Annotated in this window: 19 protein-coding genes; 11 read left to right on the forward strand and 8 right to left on the reverse strand. The window is 57.1% G+C overall.

From position 1 onward, the window contains the following. The first annotated feature begins 45 nt into the window (after positions 1-45). The 6 genes from cofG to npdG are packed head-to-tail and all read left to right on the forward strand — an operon-like array spanning position 46 to position 5571. Positions 46-1245 carry a 7,8-didemethyl-8-hydroxy-5-deazariboflavin synthase CofG gene (cofG, locus tag VFA76_14650; GenBank protein HZR33082.1) on the forward strand — a complete coding sequence of 400 codons (1200 nt, stop codon included), beginning with the start codon at positions 46-48 and terminating at the stop codon, positions 1243-1245. Further along, positions 1242-2192: a 2-phospho-L-lactate transferase gene (gene cofD / locus VFA76_14655; GenBank protein HZR33083.1), complete on the forward strand. Its 951-nt coding sequence runs from the start codon at positions 1242-1244 to the stop codon at positions 2190-2192. Before cofG ends, cofD begins: the two co-directional genes overlap by 4 nt. Next, a complete protein-coding gene (cofC, locus tag VFA76_14660; GenBank protein ID HZR33084.1) occupies positions 2189-2842 on the forward strand; it encodes a 2-phospho-L-lactate guanylyltransferase in 654 nt (217 codons plus the stop codon). Before cofD ends, cofC begins: the two co-directional genes overlap by 4 nt. Beyond that, positions 2839-3606: a coenzyme F420-0:L-glutamate ligase gene (gene cofE / locus VFA76_14665; protein ID HZR33085.1), complete on the forward strand. Its 768-nt coding sequence runs from the start codon at positions 2839-2841 to the stop codon at positions 3604-3606. The genes cofC and cofE overlap by 4 nt, the downstream gene beginning before the upstream one ends. Before the next feature lie 52 nt (positions 3607-3658). Beyond that, positions 3659-4900: a 5-amino-6-(D-ribitylamino)uracil--L-tyrosine 4-hydroxyphenyl transferase CofH gene (cofH, locus tag VFA76_14670; protein HZR33086.1), complete on the forward strand. Its 1242-nt coding sequence runs from the start codon at positions 3659-3661 to the stop codon at positions 4898-4900. After that, positions 4897-5571 (forward strand): NADPH-dependent F420 reductase, encoded by a 675-nt coding sequence (gene npdG / locus VFA76_14675; GenBank protein HZR33087.1) that lies wholly within the window; start codon positions 4897-4899, stop codon positions 5569-5571. Before cofH ends, npdG begins: the two co-directional genes overlap by 4 nt. Positions 5572-5596: 25 nt before the next feature. Here npdG and VFA76_14680 read toward each other — a convergent pair whose 3' ends face one another. After that, positions 5597-6736: a hypothetical protein gene (locus tag VFA76_14680; GenBank protein ID HZR33088.1), complete on the reverse strand. Its 1140-nt coding sequence runs from the start codon at positions 6734-6736 to the stop codon at positions 5597-5599. A 159-nt stretch (positions 6737-6895) separates the two neighbouring features. On the opposite strand from VFA76_14680, the gene VFA76_14685 reads away from it, so the two are divergent. The 3 genes from VFA76_14685 to VFA76_14695 are packed head-to-tail and all read left to right on the forward strand — an operon-like array spanning position 6896 to position 9229. Continuing rightward, positions 6896-7684, forward strand: coding sequence for an ATP-binding cassette domain-containing protein (locus VFA76_14685; protein HZR33089.1), 789 nt, complete (start codon positions 6896-6898; stop codon positions 7682-7684). 7 nt (positions 7685-7691) lie between these two features. Beyond that, positions 7692-8327, forward strand: a complete 636-nt coding sequence (locus tag VFA76_14690) for an ABC transporter permease (protein ID HZR33090.1) — start codon at positions 7692-7694, stop codon at positions 8325-8327. Continuing rightward, positions 8324-9229, forward strand: a complete 906-nt coding sequence (locus VFA76_14695) for a glycine betaine ABC transporter substrate-binding protein (protein HZR33091.1) — start codon at positions 8324-8326, stop codon at positions 9227-9229. The genes VFA76_14690 and VFA76_14695 overlap by 4 nt, the downstream gene beginning before the upstream one ends. A 9-nt stretch (positions 9230-9238) precedes the next feature. Here the strand turns inward: VFA76_14695 and VFA76_14700 are convergent, their stop codons facing one another. The 5 genes from VFA76_14700 to VFA76_14720 form a co-directional block, all read right to left on the reverse strand. Continuing rightward, positions 9239-9682, reverse strand: a complete 444-nt coding sequence (locus tag VFA76_14700) for a superoxide dismutase family protein (GenBank protein HZR33092.1) — start codon at positions 9680-9682, stop codon at positions 9239-9241. A 114-nt stretch (positions 9683-9796) separates the two neighbouring features. After that, complete coding sequence (locus VFA76_14705; GenBank protein HZR33093.1) at positions 9797-11083, reverse strand: MFS transporter; 1287 nt, start codon at positions 11081-11083, stop codon at positions 9797-9799. 436 nt (positions 11084-11519) lie between these two features. Then, positions 11520-12059: a hypothetical protein gene (locus tag VFA76_14710; GenBank protein ID HZR33094.1), complete on the reverse strand. Its 540-nt coding sequence runs from the start codon at positions 12057-12059 to the stop codon at positions 11520-11522. After that, the gene (locus tag VFA76_14715; protein HZR33095.1) at positions 12056-12817 is read right to left on the reverse strand and encodes a hypothetical protein; all 762 of its coding nucleotides are present in this window, start codon (positions 12815-12817) and stop codon (positions 12056-12058) included. The genes VFA76_14710 and VFA76_14715 overlap by 4 nt, the downstream gene beginning before the upstream one ends. Positions 12818-13481: 664 nt before the next feature. After that, positions 13482-14288, reverse strand: a complete 807-nt coding sequence (locus VFA76_14720; GenBank protein HZR33096.1) for a helix-turn-helix transcriptional regulator — start codon at positions 14286-14288, stop codon at positions 13482-13484. A gap of 233 nt (positions 14289-14521) precedes the next feature. Here VFA76_14720 and VFA76_14725 point away from each other — a divergent pair, with 233 nt between their 5' ends. Continuing rightward, positions 14522-15793, forward strand: a complete 1272-nt coding sequence (locus VFA76_14725; protein HZR33097.1) for a hypothetical protein — start codon at positions 14522-14524, stop codon at positions 15791-15793. On the opposite strand, the gene VFA76_14730 is transcribed toward VFA76_14725, so the two are convergent. Then, positions 15744-17519 carry a glycosyltransferase family 39 protein gene (locus tag VFA76_14730; GenBank protein ID HZR33098.1) on the reverse strand — a complete coding sequence of 592 codons (1776 nt, stop codon included), beginning with the start codon at positions 17517-17519 and terminating at the stop codon, positions 15744-15746. The two genes, VFA76_14725 and VFA76_14730, sit on opposite strands and share 50 nt — an antisense overlap. Positions 17520-17824: 305 nt before the next feature. Between VFA76_14730 and VFA76_14735 the strand changes: the two genes are divergently transcribed. After that, a complete protein-coding gene (locus VFA76_14735) occupies positions 17825-18103 on the forward strand; it encodes a hypothetical protein (GenBank protein HZR33099.1) in 279 nt (92 codons plus the stop codon). A gap of 36 nt (positions 18104-18139) precedes the next feature. Here VFA76_14735 and VFA76_14740 read toward each other — a convergent pair whose 3' ends face one another. Beyond that, positions 18140-18925 carry a DUF72 domain-containing protein gene (locus tag VFA76_14740; GenBank protein HZR33100.1) on the reverse strand — a complete coding sequence of 262 codons (786 nt, stop codon included), beginning with the start codon at positions 18923-18925 and terminating at the stop codon, positions 18140-18142. Positions 18926-18998 lie beyond the last annotated feature (73 nt).

Genomic DNA, 18998 nt, shown 5'->3' on the forward strand with positions numbered 1-18998 from the left:
GGGTGCGGCGTTTAGGGCAGCCGTGGCCCAGGTCATTGCAAGATCGTGATTGAAAACCTCGAACACGCGTTGTCGGCAGGCTATCCGCTGGATTCCTACCTGGCGGAGGTGCGGGACGGTCTGCCAGTCTCCCGCGCGATGGCGTGCACATTGATTGGCTGCGGGGATGATTTGCTTCCGCAGCTACTCGCATCGGCTCGTGCCGTAAGGGACCGCTTCAAACCGCGCACCATCACCTATTCTCGGAAAGTCTTCATTCCGCTCACAAACCTGTGCCGTGATTATTGCGGCTACTGCGTCTTCCGGCGCGACCCGGACGACGCTGGAGCCCACACCATGACGCCCGAGGAGGTGCTCGCAGTTGCCCAGGCGGGCGAGAAGCTAGGCTGCACCGAAGCCTTGTTCAGCCTGGGCGACAAACCGGAGTTGCTTTTTCCCGAGATGCGCGCCAGCTTGCAAAAGCTGGGCTACCGATCAACCCTTCATTATCTGGAAGCCATGTGCGAACTGGTGTTGCGGCGCTCAAACCTACTCCCGCACGCGAATCCGGGGCTGATGAGTTCGGCGTGGTTGCAGAGACTAGCCGCGTACTCGCCCAGCCTTGGACTTATGGTTGAGAGCACCAGCACAGCCCTGCTGGCTCCCGGGGCTGCACACGACAATGCGCCGGACAAGCTGCCTGCGAAGCGGCTGCAAACCATCGCCGACGCCGGCAAACTGAACATTCCGTTCACCACCGGGTTGCTGATCGGCATTGGAGAGACACTGGAAGACCGGATTGACACCCTGCTTGCCATCCGCGAGCTCCATGCGCGTTACGGGCACATTCAGGAAGTGATCGTGCAGAACTTCCGCGCCAAGCCGGGCATTCCGATGCAGGATTGGTCGGAGCCAAACACCGGTGATATGTTGCGAACCGTGGCCGTGGCACGGCTGCTGCTCGGCAACATGAACATCCAGGCACCGCCCAACCTTTCCGCTCCGGGATACGAGGACTTGCTCGATGCTGGGATCAACGATTGGGGCGGCATCTCGCCATTGACGCCAGACTTCATCAATCCCGAAGCGCCCTGGCCGCATTTAAAAGACTTAGAAAACCGAACGCAGGCGAAGGGACATCAGTTGCGGCAGCGCTTGCCGGTGTACCCGGAGTTTTTGCCAGCAGCGGCTGCGAGATCAGGTTTAGCTGCCGAAAAAATCCGAGCAGTGGCAGACGTTGAAGGCTATGCGCGGAGGGCTGCGTGATTAGCGTCCTCACTGGGGGGACCGGCGGCGCAAAATTTGTCCAGGGTCTGCAAGCGGTGCTACCGCCGAAGGAACTGAACGTCATCGTCAATACTGGGGACGATCTTCTCTGGTGGGGGCTGCGCGTTTCGCCGGATCTGGACTCAATCACGTATGCATTGGCCGGACTGCTCAGCAAAGAACGCGGCTGGGGAGTGGAAGGTGACACATTCAAGTGTCTGGACGCGATGCGCAGCTTCGGAGCGCCAGCCTGGTTTCAGCTAGGCGACCGTGATTTGGCCACGCACCTGACCCGAACGCAACTACTCGCGGGCGGAAAAACGCTGACAGAAGCAACCGCAGCCATTGCAGAGAAACTGGGAATCCATTCACTGATTCTGCCCATGACGAACGAGCACGTCGAAACCCGTGTGCAAACACCAGACGGCGAGCTCGCCTTCCAGGAATACTTCGTCCGCGAACACTATCGGCCGGCATTGCGCGGCGTCCGCTTCGTGAATGCGGAAGCGGCCAAACCCGCCCCGGGGGTGCTGGAGGCTATATGCGAGTCGGATGCCGTCCTGATTGCACCCAGTAATCCAATCACCAGCATCGGACCAATTCTTGCAGTTCCGGGAATCCGGAAGGCGCTGCGGGAAACCGATGCCACGGTCGCTGCCGTGAGTCCGATCATTGGCGGATCTGCTGTCTCAGGGCCGGCGGGAGCGCTCATGGAAGCACAAGGGCTGGCTGTATCCATTGACGGTGTTGCCCAGGCCTATACCGACTTTCTAAATCTCTTGATCGTTGATGAAGCTGATGCGGCACCGGCGGAGCGGCTTCGCGCTTTGGGCCTGGAAGTACTTTGCACCAAGACTCTGATGCGCACACCCGAAGATAAAGCCGCGCTGGCCAAGGAAGTGTTGCGCGTCACCCTCAATCGCAGTCGTGAGGCAAAACGGGCATGATTTTGCTTCCGGTGAAGAACCTCGAAAATGCAAAGGAAAGGCTCTCACCGGTGCTCGAGCGCGCCGAGCGGCGCGCGCTCGCTGAGGCCATGCTGCAGGATGTGATGCATGCCCTGGGAGACTGGCGAGGGCGCCCGGATGTCACGGTGGTGACCAGCGATCCGTTCGCGACCGAGTTGGCCCGTCAGTTTTCGTTCGAGATCATCGAAGACCGGGTAAATCGAAGCGAAACCGACGCCATTCAAATGGCAACCGAATCCTGTGTAGCACGAGGGGCGGAGTGGACGCTTGTAATTCCCGGGGATATTCCACTGGTGCAAAGCTCGGAGTTGGAGCAAATTCTCGCTGCTGCCCCGAGCGAAGGCTCGGTGTTGGTGCCGGGATGGGACGGCCGAGGGAGCAACGCTGTCTGGCGGCGTCCGGCAGAGCTCTTTCCGTTGCGTTTTGGGAATGACAGTTTTGGGCCACATCTGCACGCTGCCCAGGCCACCGGCAAGGAATGTGTGGTGCTGCGCCTGCCGGGTATTGGGCTGGACGTCGATAACCCCGCCGATCTTTCCCAACTTATGGCGGCGGGAGGCGACACGCGAGCACAGCGCCTGCTGCGTGGATGGAAGATCGCAGACCGGCTCCTGGCTGTGGGAGATTGAAGCCCACGAAACAAGCCGAAATTCGCGCCATTCCTATCCAGGGTTTGCCTGAGATCCGGCCGGGCGATTCCGTTGCCGACAAACTCTTTGTCGCGCTTAAAAAGCAAAAACTGCGCCTTGCGGCCGGAGACATTTTGGTCATCAAGCACAAAATCATCTCCAAGGCCGAAGGCCGTGTAGTTCCGCTCGCAACCATCAAGCCCAGCGCTGCCGCTGACCAATGGGCAGCGGAATACGGTCTGGACCCGCGGGTGATCGAACTCGCGCTTCGCGAGAGCACTCGCGTCGTGCGCCAGCAGAACGGGGTGCTGATTACTGAAACGCGACACGGCCTAGTGTGCGCCAACAGCGGGGTGGACGTTTCCAACGTGGACGGTGGCCAAAGCGCGGTGCTCCTGCCCGAGGATCCCGACCGCTCGGCGGAAACTCTGCACCGTGATCTCCAGAGCAGGCTTCGGCTCTCAATTCCCGTTATCATCAGCGATAGCTTTGGTCGGCCGTGGCGGGAAGGTCTCTCCGAGGTCGCAATTGGCCTCGCAGGTCTGGTTCCGCTGGTTGATTATCGAGGACAGCGCGATCCGGACGGCTACGAGCTGCACGCCAGCGTGGAGGCGGTTGCCGATGAGCTGGCTTGTCTCGCGGGACTGGTGTGCGGAAAACTTGCACGGGTGCCGGCGTGTATCATTCGTGGGTTCAATCATCGTCCGGGACGAGGAAGGGCATCGCAATTATTGAGGCCGGCAGCACGCGACCTGTTTCGCTGAATCATTTTGTGCTTTGTTGAATCTGTGCTGAGAAAGAATTTGTGGGAAAGAAATGGCAGCGCCAACCTTCACCATTGACGACCTGGATTTGACCGCGCAGGAGTGGTCGGCCATTGCGCCGAAGCTCACGCTCCCGGTTCGCGATGCTTTGGAACAGGTGCTCGCGTCCCAGGATGGTAGCGCGCTCTCCCGGGAGCAGTCATGTCTGCTCGCCAACACGGAAAATGATGACCTGCTTGGCCTGGTCGCTGCGGCTGACGAACTACGGCGGGAGTTAGTTGGGGACGTCATAACCTACGTCGTCAATCGCAATATCAACTTCACAAATGTTTGCTTTATCGGCTGCAAATTTTGCGCGTTCAGCCGCGGTCCACGCGAAGGCGACGCCTATTTCATCACGCTCGAACAAATGGGACAAAAGGCGGTTGAGGCATGGGAGCGCGGCGCTACTGAAGTGTGCATCCAGGGCGGGTTGCCCCATGGTCTGCCGCCATTCTATTACCGTGACATTTTGCGGTCGGTGAAGAAAGCGGTACCCCGGATGCACATCCACGCGTTTTCGCCCATGGAAATCGTGTATGGAGTTGAGCTTACCGGCATGCCATTACCAGACTACCTATCCATGCTGCGTAATGAGGGGCTGGACACCCTGCCAGGTACCGCGGCGGAAATACTCGACGACGATGTGCGGATGGTGCTTTCGCGGAATAAACTCTCCACCGCGCAGTGGCAGGAGGTAATCCGCACCGCTCACCGCTGCGGCATTCGCAGCACCTCAACCCTGATGTATGGACATATGGAGACGCCAGTTCACTGGGTAAATCAGTTGCTGCTATTGCGCGAAATCCAGCGGGAGACGGGTGGTTTTACCGAATTCGTACCGCTCGGCTTTGTGCATCCCAACACGCTACTTTTTCAACAAGGTATCGCCCGTCCGGGGCCGACTTTGACCGAACACCTTAAAATTCACGCCCTCGCCCGCGTCTTGCTGGCCGGCCCGACAAGCACAGGAGGCATAAACAATGTGCAGGTTTCCTGGGTCAAGCTGAACCGAAAGCTATCGCAACTTTGCCTGCAAGCGGGAGCCAACGATTACGGCGGCACGCTGATGGAAGAGAACATCTCGCGCGAGGCCGGCGCAACCGCCGGCCAGTACACCAGCCCGGAAGAGTTTCAACAGCTCATCCTTGAACTGGGGCGAATTCCCGCCGAGCGCAACACCACTTACACGAAAATTGCCACCAAGAAGCCAGCCGAAGCTGCTCAACTCGAACAGCCGGTGGTTCGCGCGTGAGCAGCACAGTCGCGATCCTGGGTGGAACCGGTCCGTTGGGAACCGGGCTTGCGCTCCGCTGGGCGCGCGCCGGCGTCCCTTTAATCATCGGCTCCCGTGACGCGAAGCGCGCTCAGGAGGCCGCGGCTAAGATCGCGTCGAAAGTTGCGTCCGCTGCGAAGGTGCAAGGGATGGAAAATGCCGCCGCCTGTGCTGCCACTGATTTACTGGTGCTCACTGTCCCTTTTGAAGGCCATGCCGCATTGCTCAAAGAACTGAAACCACATATTCGTGCCGGGGCTTTGGTGATTGATACCACGGTTCCGCTTGCGGCCAGCGTGGGTGGCCGTCCCACTCGCACTATCGGACTGTGGCAGGGCTCAGCGGCGCAGCAGGCGGCGGAACTTGTGCCCGATGGAGTGGCCGTGGCTGCCGCTTTCCAAAACCTCTCGGCGGACCTGCTGAACAGCGACCACAGCCTGGATTCGGATGTGATTGTTTGCTCTGATGATGACCGAGCCCGCCAGGCAGCGACCGAACTAGCGAAGAAACTTCCCGGCGTTCGCGCGATTAATGGCGGCAAGCTGGAGAATGCGCGCGTGCTGGAGCAAATCACGGCGCTGCTGATCGGAATCAACATCCGCTACAAATCACACGGTGCGGGAATCCGCGTGACCGGACTCCCGGAATAAGGCGCAGTCGCTCTCATCGACCTCTCTACGGCCTTCTTGAGAGCGGTGGATTCACAGGCATTCGCTCGGCCACGTTGGCAGCCTTTTCTGGCTGCGGAATAGGATAAATGCGAAGGGCGCGCGCGGCGGCGATGTCAATCATGAGTACCTGATCGGTCGGGGTTTTTTTTAGCCACGCATCGGCGCGTGCAACGGCTTGCTCGAAGGTGCCTCTGGGCAGCACCGTCAAGTCCAGGTACAGCTTATCTTGGGAATCCGGTCCCAGGCGAACGCCGGCAAATGCGTGCCCGGGCACAATGACAATCACCGGATTCATGCCGAGATTTTCGATCGCCGACGCAAAGGCCACAGAAACATCAATGCAGTTTGCAGTGCTGAGCGTGAGCGTCTCTTCGGGAAGGCGGATGCGTTGCGCCTCTCCCGTGAAGCTTCCAAATGCAAATATGCTGCTGACGTAGCTGATCCCGGTGTGCTTGAGCGCTTCAAACACATCGCGCGTCTGTCTACGGACTTGGCGAGAAAGCCCATTGCCGCGCCCTTGTGGCTGGTTGTAGCCAGGCAGGCGACCATTAAGCGCGTACCGTCTGGCCTCGGACACCAACCGAAGGACTGCGGCATCATGCGGTGTGACCCAGCGGGCGATGAACTGCGCGTTGCTGAAACGCTTGCCCCAAAAGAGATCGGAAGCCGAGTGGAGATACACCGGCCGGCGCTGCGAATAACCAGAGCCGCCGGCAGGATCGCGCACTCCCACCTCGAGATTGGCGCGACGAATCTCCTGATTGTCATAGGCGCGCGGCAGGAGCTCGGGGCTGATGGTGAGACGCTCGGTTGTGCGTGCCGCAACTACAAGAGTTTGTTCCGCGCGCGTGCTCCAACCGGGGATCTCGGCATAGATGGTTTGAACCAGGGGATGGTCGCCGCCATTCGTTATTGCCAGGACCGCGACTGGCCAATAGTCAGCGGCAGCGCCGCCTGCAAGCGCGGGGAAAATTTCGCCGCGACCGGGGACCTCGAGCTGGTAATGGATCTGCAAAGGCGAGGCTGGCGCGGCGGGCACAACCAGCGCCTCCAGCGGTGGCGGCGCAGGCGTGCTGGCCTTCAAGAGCCGCATCGTGTACCACCACCCCGCGCCCAACGATCCCGCCAGAAGGACCGTCGTCAAGGCAAACAGCGACGTTAGAATACGTAAGGCTCTGTGGGAAGTCGTGCGAAAGAACATTCAAGGTTTAGATGAGCCGGCCAGTGTAGTGGGTTCCTGCCTTGCGCAAGTAGTTGGCCGCTGAGACAATCCCATAGCGGTCTCTCTGACGCTTCGTCATAAATGGCGGCCGACCCACACCATAACGGTGAACCGCAAGAACCTGTCATAGAGTTTCAGAACATATCTTATCGAATTGGCCGGACTCCATTGCTGCACAACTTGAACCTGTCCGTCAGGCGGGGTGAGACTTTGATCTTGCTAGGCCGGAGCGGTTCTGGCAAGACCACTACACTCAAACTTATAAACCGGCTTCTAGAACCTGGTGAGGGCACGTTGTTGGTTGAAGGACGACCCGCGGCGCATTGGGACCCCATTAAACTCCGCCGCAACATCGGCTACGTAATCCAGGAGGTAGGGCTGTTTCCACATTTTACGGTTGAGCGAAATATAAGCCTGGTGCCCAGTATCGAGGGTTGGCCGGAAGAAAAGGTTCGTTCCCGAATTCATCAACTCCTGCAGTTGGTGGGTCTGGATTCCTCTCTCGGTTCCCGTTATCCTCGCGAACTTTCCGGCGGCCAGCGGCAACGCGTGGGAGTAGCGCGAGCGCTAGCAGCCGATCCTCGAATTCTTCTGATGGATGAGCCCTTCGGCGCTCTCGACGCCATCACCCGTGCGGAGTTACAGCGCGAATTCCTCGAGCTCCAGCGGCGGCTTAAAAAAACGATTATTTTTGTCACCCACGACTTGCGCGAGGCCCTTCTACTGGGTACTCGCATCGCCTTGCTGGAAGCTGGACGCCTGGTCGCTACCTACTCTCCGCACGAATTTCTTCGCTCGAAAGATCCGCTGGCAGCGGCTTATGTTGCTGCATTCCAAACCCAGACCTTTGCTCAGGATGACGCGTTGTGAGGTACATATGAATCTGTGGCAATTTCTGTTGCAGAACCGGATGGAAGTACTTGATCTGACCTTGGAACACCTGTGGCTGGTTGGCATCTCCACATTGATCGCGGTGGCGGTGGGCGTGCCGCTTGGAATCCTGCTCACGCGACGCCCCGTATTCAATAAGCCGGTGTTAGGCTTCGCCAACGTGATACAGACTGTTCCCAGCCTGGCGCTGTTCGGGTTCTTGCTGCCGGCGCCATGGATTGGCGAGCGCGCTGATCGCCTCGTAATTCTGGCTCTCACGCTCTATGCGCTGCTGCCGCTCATTCGCAATACTTATGTCGGCATCACGGGCGTGGACCGTGCCGTGGTGGAGGCCGGGCGTGGCATGGGGATGACCGACCGCCAATTACTATTTCAGGTGGAGTTGCCGCTCGCCCTAGGGGTAATCATCGCTGGCATTCGGGTCGCGACCGTGATGTCGGTTGGACTCGCTACGATCGCGGCTGCAATCGGCGCGGGAGGACTAGGAGAATACATTTTCCGAGGCTTGGCGATGGTAAACAACACGGTGATCCTGGCTGGCGCGATTCCCGCGGCAATGCTGGCGCTGCTGGCCGATTTTGGCCTGGGCTTGCTTGAAAAACGGCTGCAGCGCTACGCATGATCTTTGCTTCAAATCCGCGACCAAAGATCATTGCCGTCCTGTTGGTCGCATCATTAGGCGTGTTCTTGCCGGGCTGCGGACCTTCGCGCGCAAACCGGGTGGTGGTAGGCTCGAAAAATTTTACCGAGCAGCTCGTTCTGGGCGAATTGATGGCGCAGCAGATCGAAGCCAAGACTCAGCTTCCGGTGGAACGCCGTTTCTATTTGGCCGGCACATATATTTGCCAGCAAGCAATTCTCAGCGGCCGCATTGACCTTTATCCGGAATACACCGGCACCGCGCTCACCGCCATTCTGAAGCAGCAACCATTGAAAGAACCCCGCGCAGTGTTCGATCAGGTGAAACGGGAATACCAGCGCCGCTTCGGGCTCGTGCTTTTGCCATCATTAGGTTTCAACGATACTTTCGCGATTGAGATTCGCGGTGAGGATGCGCGCCGTTTGCATTTAAAAAATATTTCTGAGGCGGCCCAATATACGCCGGGCTGGCGCGCTGGCTTCGGTTATGAGTTTATGGAACGTCCGGACGGCTACCGCGGGTTAGTGGCCACCTATGGATTACGGTTTGCAGACTCGCCGCGCATCATGGACCTCGGCCTGCTCGCACGCGCGGTGAAAGAGAAACAAATTGACCTGGCCGCCGGTAACACAACCGATGGCCTCATTCCCACTCTAGATTTGTTTGTTCTTGACGATGACAAACACTACTTTCCGCCATATGAAGCTGTGCCTGTGGTTCGAGGGGAAGTGTTGCAACGGCACCCTGAACTTCGCGGAGCCTTGGAAGGACTAGCCGGAAGAATCTCCGAAGCGGAGATGCAGCAGCTCAACTACTCAGTTGATGGCAAGCACCGCGATGTAAAAGAAGTCGTGCGCGAGTTTCGTCGAAATAAGGGTCTGTAGGAGTGGCAATTACTTCTTGTTCTTAATGACGCCACAAGCGATGCGGTCCCCGGCATTGCCCGCAGGATCAGTTTTCATGTCGTCGGCTTTCGCATGGATGACCAGCGCGGTTCCGCCATTGCTGAACAGTGAGTGACTGTCACTGCCCAGGTTCGCATCTTTGTTCTCAGTCTTGAATTTCGCCTTGCCATCTGCTCCCACCGTGAAATTCTGCATGTCCCCGGCATGATGGCCTTCAGGGTTCTCCAATCCGTGCTTTTTGCCGTCGGGATTAAAGTGCGGCCCGGCGGATTTAAAGTCCGGCCCATCGCATTTGGCATTTTGATGAAAGTGCAGCGCGTGCTCGCCGGGAGGCAGGTTCGCCAAATCGAGCTGCATGCCCACGCCCGGTTTGCTCTCCCAAATAAGAGCTGTCCCCACACTCTTTCCCTTGGCGTCCTTTAAATGGACCATGGTTTTTGCTGAGCTGGAGAGCGAGAAGCTTGTAACAGCAAGCAAGGTTGAAATACCAAACAACATGCAGCGTTTCATGGCCAATATTATACGGCCAAATTCGAAACAAAAGCGCTACGAGACCCCGCTGGCGGTCATCTCCTGCGGCGGATCGCCTCCAGCAACGGTCTGGGCGACTATCAGCTCTCGTGCCTGCACCCGCAGGGACGGCAGCCTTACAGCGAAGATGGTTGCACCCACGAGGCAAGCTACCGCCCCGATGGTCAGGGTCACGGGGGCGCCTACGCGATCTGCAAGGGCTCCGGCGAAGAGTGCACCAAACGGCGCCATGCCCATAAACATCATGGAATAAACGGCCATCACGCGGCCGCGAAGTCGGTCGGGCACCATGCTTTGAATGAGCGTGTTCGAAGAAGCCATTTCAACCATCATGCACATCCCGACCGGAACCAACAGGACGACGGAAAGCCAAAACACACGCGACCATGCAAACAAGATGAGACTGATTCCGAACCCGGCAGTTGAGACCACTATCCAGCGGCCCAGCCCGGAAACCCCCGTGCGGGACGCCAAGGCCAAAGCCCCGGTGAGCGCGCCTATGCCGCTCGCGCCCATCAGAATGCCCAATCCGCGAGCACCGCCATGGAGAATTCGGTCGGCAAATATGGGCATGAGCACGGCATAAGGCATACCCACCAGGCTCACCAGCCCCAGGAGCAGGAGCAGATCGCGAATGGGCGCAGTGTTGCGCACATACCGGAAACCCTCTTTTATCTGTTCCAGCGGCGAAGCGATATGGACTGGACGGCTGAATTTCACGTTCATCATCAGCAATCCAGTGATCACCGCTATGTAGCTGACGCCGTTGATGAAAAAACACCATCCCTCGCCCACGCTCGCCACCAGCACTCCGGCAATCGCCGGGCCTACGATGCGAGCGCCGTTGAACATGGACGAGTTCAGAGCAATAGCATTGATGAGGTCTTCCCTGCCGACCATTTCAACTAAGAACGCCTGGCGGGCAGGAATGTCGAAGGCATTCACGACACCCAAAAAGGCGGCCAACACAAAGATGTGCCAAACTTGCACTCTGCCGGTGAGGGTCAGGCCGGCAAGAATCAACGCCAGCGCCATGGAGGCGGCTTGGGTCGCAATCACGACGCGTTTGCGGTTGTAGCGGTCCGCCACGGCTCCGCCAATAGGCGCCAGCAAAAATACGGGGATTTGGGAGGCAAATCCCACGGATCCTAGGAGTAGCGAAGAACCGGTCAGGCGATACACCAGCCAAGACTGGGCCACATTCTGCATCCAGGTTCCGGTCAACGAGATCAGTTGGCCGGCAACAAAAAGCTGAAAATTGCGATAGCGAAGGGCGCGCAGTGTTACCGCGATGCGGGACACGGATCGGCTCCCTGCAGGCGGAGCGGAATCTCGGGAACCAGAGGTGCCGGACCGGAGTGTGGACTTTGACATGATTGCTTTTTGATGCGGCCGTGTCTGCGTTGATTATCTCAAACTGTGTCTAATTCTCCTGGCTTCGGCGCGAAGAGGGTTAGGCTGGCAGAAGGCTCTGCGATAGAGGTCAAGATGGTTTTGGCCTCCGAAGGGACTTGCATGAAGGGGGTCAACGCAAAGCAGCGCGTGTTTCCCGCCCGCCATCGGCGGAAAGTTCGCGAAGTGGCGGCGCTTATTCAGAGATATGAATATGTACCTGAGGCGAGCGAGCGTCAGGAACCAGGCAGAGCAACTCACGAGTCTCACTCTTCTTCTCGCGCCGTCGACTACCCATTCAGAGGTGGGCGGACGTGTCCGCGCTGCGCACGGCAATCCCAAGGAATTAGAGGGTAGAGGAGATACGCGTGGCCAATCCCGGATGCTGCAACCGAGTAAAGTAGGCCAGGGCCTCGGTCAAACGTTGGTAGCGGTCGAGGACGACCGAGGGCGAAACGTGCAATCCGGGCAGGAGCAGGCCGAAGTAAAGTTGCAGGAGCACCATGAATGCATACAGGCGCAGGCGGATAGCGTCCTCCGCCATTTGCTGCGCTGTTTCTACTAATTGCGGATCGGGATGATGCCGCGCCGCCTCTCCCAGGCGCAGCAAGATGGCCGCATTCTGGGCGGCACAACGAACGTAGCCGATGGCCGCCCTCGTCCGTTGGCGCTGAATGGAAGAGAATTCCTGGGGCGGTAAATTGTCTCGCAAAAACTTCTCCTCGTGTGGATCAACCAGGTTGCGAAAGGCAGCCATATCAATGGCTGTAGTTCGGCCCTGCAAGTCCTCTAACCGGGTAATGGCAACCGATTGTCCACGCGCCGCCCGCACCAACACGAGAATGGTCGCGAGAGCCGCAAAGACGAGAATTAGTGTGAGAATCATCGCTGGAGTAAGTGCAGTAAAGCGCTGTTCCACTTCGCAAGATCATTTTGGGGCAATCTCGGGACCACCGCATAGTTACGCTCGGTGCGTATTAAGTAACCGATCCACGTTGCGAGAGCGATGATATAAGTACCGCGTCGGGCAAAGTCCAAAATCAGGGTAGCTTCCGAACCTATTTGCAACCGTATGGCCACCGCTGCCAACTCTGCGCTGGCAATCATCCCGAAACCTAATAAGATTCCGAAGGCCTGATGGCGCCAAGTCAACCCCAGGTAGGAAGAAAACAGGAAGAGAAAAAACAGCAACCCACACTGGACCACGCTTACGCTGCGGTCCAGAAGCAACATAGCCGAAACAATGCGGCTATAGCTTGGGCCGGTGGAAGAGGCCGCAACCACCACCGAGATCAACAACAGGGTCACTGCGACCCAGCGAAAAAGTATGGCTCCAAGCTCGCGAAGTCCTTCATACGAACGGAAGACGGAAGAAAAAATTTCATAAATCACCGCGAAAGAAAGTATTGCCTGAACACCTTGCCCCGCCCAATAAGTCCAGAAATAACGCGCGTAATGCGCATCCTTTACCGTTGCATACAACAGCAAGGCAAGAACACTCTGAAGGAGTTCACAAACCAAGTAGGAAGAAAACAATGGAAATTCCCGGTATATTCGGCGCCAAATCACGATCAAAAGGGCGGCCAGCACGCCGAGGTCACCCGTAATCCAGATGACCTTCGAAATGAAATCAGAGAGAGCCATGGGCCACTGTCGGGAAAGAATACGCCTTCGCGAAGTGGCCCACAACCGATTTCCCATATTGAACCTTGACATAGCACAGACCGAATCAGTGGCAAAGGCGAGTATGCGGATCACACGTTGGTGTGGGTGCTGTGTCCGCCAGTGAAGCGGTAGAAAGGCAGGAACCAAGCAACAATACGGCGAATAACAGATGAATAGCTTTTTTCACGGTGCAGCTCCTTTTCTGTGCGGTCGCACCGTGATAATGTGCTACGTATTAGGGTCTGCTGACAGTACCTTCGGGTAAACGTTCGAGTTTCGGAACTTGGAACAAAAATGACTTTGACGTCACCTTTGGACGATTTTGTGCAAAACACCCTGGCGGCTATTCCAGGGGCCTTAGGTAAGCTGGATTACGTGGCGGGGCTGCGGGAGGGCTGCGGGGGTTACCTGCACTGGGGATTGGCACGCGTGTATGGTGAAGAGCCAGCACAACAGGCTGCAGTCGAAGCCCATCGCCAGGTGTTTTCGGAAATACTGCGGACGCCAATCAACGCTCTTCTGGAAGACGCTTTTAAGTGCGCATCCGGACGAGAGTCAGAAGCGGCAACTTCCTTGGAGATGCTGTTTCGGAGGGGCCCCGCGCTTGTGCCTCCAGGTGTGCCCCCAGCTCCAGCGCTACACTTCAGTTCAGTGCTGCACGCACTTTCGGCTCTGGCACAGACTCGGAAACTTGCCAGTCAACCAAACGCATGGCAACCCCCACAACTTGCCCAATCACTTCGGCATCTTGGGGGTGGCGTAGCATCCGCACCGCCTGGGGTGAGAGAGGATGCGGCTGCAACACCAACTGATCGCCCTTGAGGGTGCACCAGCAGCAGACGTGTCCGGTTCGGGTTTCAACAAAATAAATCGGGCGTTCGTATTCCGAGCGCCACATTCCGCTGGCCACCTTGTTGCGGGATTCGTCTACCTGCACAAACGATCCGGGCAATAACAGGGGATACATAGTGAAGTCGTCAGTGCCAATGTATCCGTATGTGTAGTGGCGGTTGGCAAATTGCGCCAGATAGACCATGGGCACCACTCCCCATTGTTCGACCATCCGGCCCAGGTTGGCTGTCCGCCTGGCGTCGAAAGAAGGGTCCATGCGCAGAGGCACTCGCACTGCGGTGGCGCCTTGAAGAACATCAGCCCGATGTGACTTGCGGGGCTCGATTACGTTCAGGTCAGAGGCGGCATCGTTCACGTCAATGCCGTACCAAGACAGAATATCCCTAAGATCGCACCGGTAAGTGACTGCTAGCGAATAAAGCCTGTAGATACTTGGAACAATTCCTTTGGTTTCGATATCGGACAGCCGACTCAAAGGGATAGAAAAATCATCGTTCCCATGGTTGGCAGCAATGCGTGCGCTGGCAATCTCCACCTCTCGCATGGTCAAACCGAGCTGCTCCCGTATGGTCCGCAGTTGTTGTCCAGGTGTGAGCACGCCACCCTCCTTTTGAACTCCCTGCCCCAAGCTGGGCAAGCTATCACAACCGATTAACCGCGAGTATACGATTTTTCGGAAGCTGGCGTGTTAGGGAGCGCCATTTTTGAGATTGGCGGCGACGCCAGTCAGGGGCCGAATCGCTTGGTCTGCTCCCGCGCCCGAAGTTACTTTGGTGATTTGGTAGGTGGTTAGAGCGGCCCGTAGCATGACTTACAACTCTAGGAAGGCCCATGACGGCGTGGAAAGTCACCATATTTTCCCAGGGACGGGAGCGTCTCGCGGCCTTGCAGAGGCGCGTCGAAAGCTCCGTCTCCGCCCAATTGGTGCTTCTGCACTCATCGCTTCCGGCTAGCTCTGGAGACCCTATCCTGCTGCAACTTAGGGAAGTTAGCGCGCAAATTGCCATCGTGGAAATCCCGCCAGAGGCGCCCCAGGCCGGTATCCGCGCGGTCGAGGTATTGCATGGAGCCGAGCCGACGCTGGCCATCATTGCTTGCGGAGTGCTGACTCAGCCGCGAACAATCATTAGCGTCATGCGAGCTGGCGCATGTGAGTTCCTGGATCGAGACCTCAGCCCAGCAGACCTAGTGGAAGCGCTAACCAGGCTAAGTTCTTCGACTCGCGCAATGGCGCAGGCCATGGGAGGCGGCCGGGTCTACACTTTTTTGGGGGCCAAAGGGGGAGTCGGAACCACTACCCTCGCGGTTAACACCGCCATCACGTTACAAAAGCGTTTCGGCAGCGTTGCCTTGGTTGACCTTGCAGGAATGGGGCACTGCGCTCTTCATATGAATCTGAAGCCGCGATTTGCCCTTCCTGATGCGACCCGTAACCTTCGAAGGCTCGACGCCACTCTGCTCGAGGGCTGCATGACGGACTCTGCCACAGGACTGCGGGTGCTGGCGGCAGGCAATGGCCCTGCGGAGTATAGCGCTGCCCACCTGGAAAGAATTTTTGAGTTGCTAATCCCGCGTTACCGATACGTGGTCGTGGATTGTTCGAGCCGTGTGGACCAGACTTCTCCCGTAATCTGCGACACTTCCAAGCTCGTCTTGTTAATAGCCCAAATGGATGTTGTCTCCCTATGGAGTGCCAGCAGGATTCAGGAATTTCTGAGCAAACATGTTTCGAATTCCTCCTTTCGCCTGCTGATCAATCGATATCGCAAGGGTTCCGGCTGGAACGACGAAGACCTCAGGGCAACCACGAAGTGTGAGGTGTTCTGGAAAATTCCGAACCAGTTTCGCGTGATTGGCTCCGCAGTTGACCGCGGAATTCCAGCCACCCAGCATGGCAACACCGAAATTTCCCAGTGCTTCGAAGATTTTGCCGCTGCCCTCGTGCGCACTACTGAACTCGAAGACGAGCTCAGTCGCAGTCAAGAACCAGTTCCTTCCGCGAAAAAAGGACTATTGCAACGTCTGGACATCGCCTCAGAGCGCGACGCTTCTCCTAGCGAAGCCGAGCCTTCGCCGTTCGAGATCCCACAGAAGCAGAAGTGACACAACAGTGGCCGGTGCCTGCGGCGAAGTTCGCGGTTTTGGGTGGGATTGGCGCGGGTGGAATTTCAAAAACATGCAAACTATTATCTAGAAGCGCCTTCTGCCGATATTGCAGCACCCAACGATAGCTGCTGAAGTTCTCCAGCATTTGCCCCGTCAAACTGGTAGCGCTCACAATGACCGTCGCGCCGGCAACCCGTTGATTTTCCAGCAGCGGACGGGAGCGTAGTCCATAAGCGGCAGGATCTACGCTGCCAAAGTAAGCCAGGTAGATCTGCTCGTGGGGATGCTGGTTTTCGTATTTTCGCAATGCGAGCAAGCCCTGGCCCCAGTCTAAATTGCTGTCGCTGAGAAATTTATAGCTTTCCTTTGCTGAAACCAAAGGCGTGAAGTAGGCGAGATAGTCGGGAGCATATCGCAGGGCATCTACGGCATTCAGCGTTATGGCGGCGAGAAGTACGACCATCACCACACGGGACCGGCGCATCAGTTGCCACCAGCCGGCCAAAAACAGCAAAACAAACGGATACAGCGGCAGCACGTGGCGATCGCCAATATCAATTTTGGAAAAGACTGCGAAGACCAGAAACACAGCCGGGAAACTGGCCATTATTAACTGTTCCCGCGGGAGGTTGACGCGGCCTCGCAATGTCAGCAGCAGCAACGTGGCAAATAAGACCAACACCATTGTGGGCCATTTAAGAACAATGACCGCGGGATAATAAGACTTCCAACCACCCACCTTGGAGGCAGTCCCAAGAAAGAAGGACTGGTGCCCACGATGGTTGTGAAAAGCTACTGAGCGCAGTCCTTCGAAGTATTCTCCGGCCGGCACCGGAATGCTGAAACTCACAGGAGTGCGCATTTTCTTGATGATCGGCTCCCGATTAGGGAAGGTCGCAATCATTTGGCCTTGCCGCATGGTCAAATGTGAGACGTGGAAGAAGTACCCGGCCCAAAGCAACAGGAAAGCGATGCCGCACACTGCAACAGCCGATCGCCAATTCCATTCCCGGGGATCAGCTACAGCTCCCGTGGGCTGCAAAATCAAGATCCAGGCCAACGCAAGCAGGAACATGGGTGGCGTATAAAACTTTGCCAGCAGCAGAAAGCCCATTACCAGGCCGAGTAACGCGGTCTGCCCTCGGGTCGGATTTTGTGCCCAGCGTACTAACTGAATGGCAGTGGCAAAGATGAAGAGAACACCGGCACCATCGGTTGTTATTAACGAGAAGTGGGTAATCAGGGCTGGGGAAAAGGCCAATAGCGCTAATGCGAGATTGGCCGCAGGCTCGGAGAACAATCGCCGGGCGGTGGTCCATAGCAGAAGTGCCAGAATCAGCCCGAGCACAACGTTCACAGCTCTTCCCCGATGCGCCATCGTCTCCGGATCGGGGTAAAAGCGCTTGGCCTCGAAAAAAGGAAAACGGCCGGCAACATCCATTTGCCACTTCTGGCTCAAGATCGGCAATGTACAGAGCAGGCGGCTCAAGGGAGGGTGATCATTCCAGTACTGGAAGCGCCCATTCCGCCACATTTCCCAGCCGGTAAAGATGTGGATGGGCTCGTCAAAAGTAAGAGATTGGGTGTAGATGAACACGGTGCACTGCGCCATGTAGATAAAAAGCAGACACATCGGCAACAGCAATGCCCGCCTCGACCTTACGGCCTCTGCCGGCGCAATCGCTGTGTCAACTCTCTCTTTGAGTGTGGTGCTCGAGTTCATCGCGGACGACTGGGATCCAACGGCTACAACCTTACTTCAGCTTACCTGAAACTTCCAGCCGCTGAGAGCGAAACGGAGCGGGAGGGGAAGTGAGTGCCAGCCCTAGCGGGCCCATTCAGATTCCCATTCTGTGCAATTTCCCGAAAGAAGAATTCGCAAAGGAAAACAACTTCGTTCCACTCACTCGATTGCCGTCCACAGGGCGGCCAAAGTTAAGATGGCATCTCCCGCACAATAAATAGTAGGCGTTTAGCCTGCTGTGATTACGCCAAGGCGATCGAGCCACCTCTTATCAGGGAGGTCGAATGCTAAGTAAATGTTCGAATCCCAGTTGCACCAGAATATTCCGGTATCTACATGAAGGAACGGTGTTCAAACTCGATTTGAAAACCGTGGGACACACTCCGACCGAAGTACATCGTCTGGGTCGCGGAATTGAATACTTTTGGCTGTGCAGCGACTGCGCTTCCGCGTTTACTCTGGTATTGCAAGGGCGGACGGTTGTCACCCGCCGTTTGTGCCCTCAAAAACATCTGGAGGCGATTGCCATTTCCAGCCTGGCCAAAGGTGCCCATGCCCGATAAAGACTCAGGGGAAGCTTGAGGGAACAGTGTGGCTGGTTACGCAACTTTGTTCTTCTCCACCGACGCTGCGCCGGAAATGACTTTCCCGGTGTCCAGTCTGGATCCTGTGACCATCCGCTTCAGTTCCAGCGCGTTCTGGACGGCGTAGCCAGCCTGATCATTGTCGAAATAGACATACACGTCCCGAAGAGATTGCCATCCAGCAATGCGGTCGGCCCAATTTCGTAAGATCTGATGTGGGTAGCTGCCCTGGTATTTGTTCCCCGGCCCGTGAAGCCGCACGTAAGTAAAGTCGGCGGTCACCTCGATTGGGGAGTGGTATCCACCCAGCTCAAAAATGCACAGCGCGGCATTATGGCGCCGCAGTGTGTCGTACACCTGAGGATCGTTCCAGCTGGGCTCGCGGAACTCGAATGCGTATCGGTGCTGCCCAGGCAGCACGTCGAGAAATTCTCTTAGCCGTTCTAGGTTCAGGCGCCAGCTCGGCGGTAGTTGGAAAAGGATGGGCCCAAGCTTCCTGCCTAAGACCTGGGCGCGCGGCAAGAAATTGTGCAGGGCATTTTCCGGGTCTTTGAGTTTTTTGTTGTGGGTTAGAAATCGGCTGGCTTTCACCGCGAACAGAAAATGTTTTGGGGTAGAGTCGCGCCAGTTTGCGAACGTACTCTGGTTGGGTAGCTTGTAAAAACTATTGTTGATCTCCACGGTGTCAAAATAGCGAACATACCAGGAGAGCATCTCTGATGGCGGCAGCTTCTCGGGATAGAAAGGCCCGCGCCAGTGTTTGTAATGCCATCCAGAGGTGCCGATGTGGACGTTGGCCATATTCTCGTCCTGCGTCGAAGCCTGATTAACAGGATGGCACTCACAGGCGAGACTGTTGCATGTTCTGTCACAG

The sequence above is a fragment of the Terriglobales bacterium genome, assembly GCA_035651655.1.
Lineage (GTDB): Bacteria > Acidobacteriota > Terriglobia > Terriglobales > Acidobacteriaceae > DASRFG01.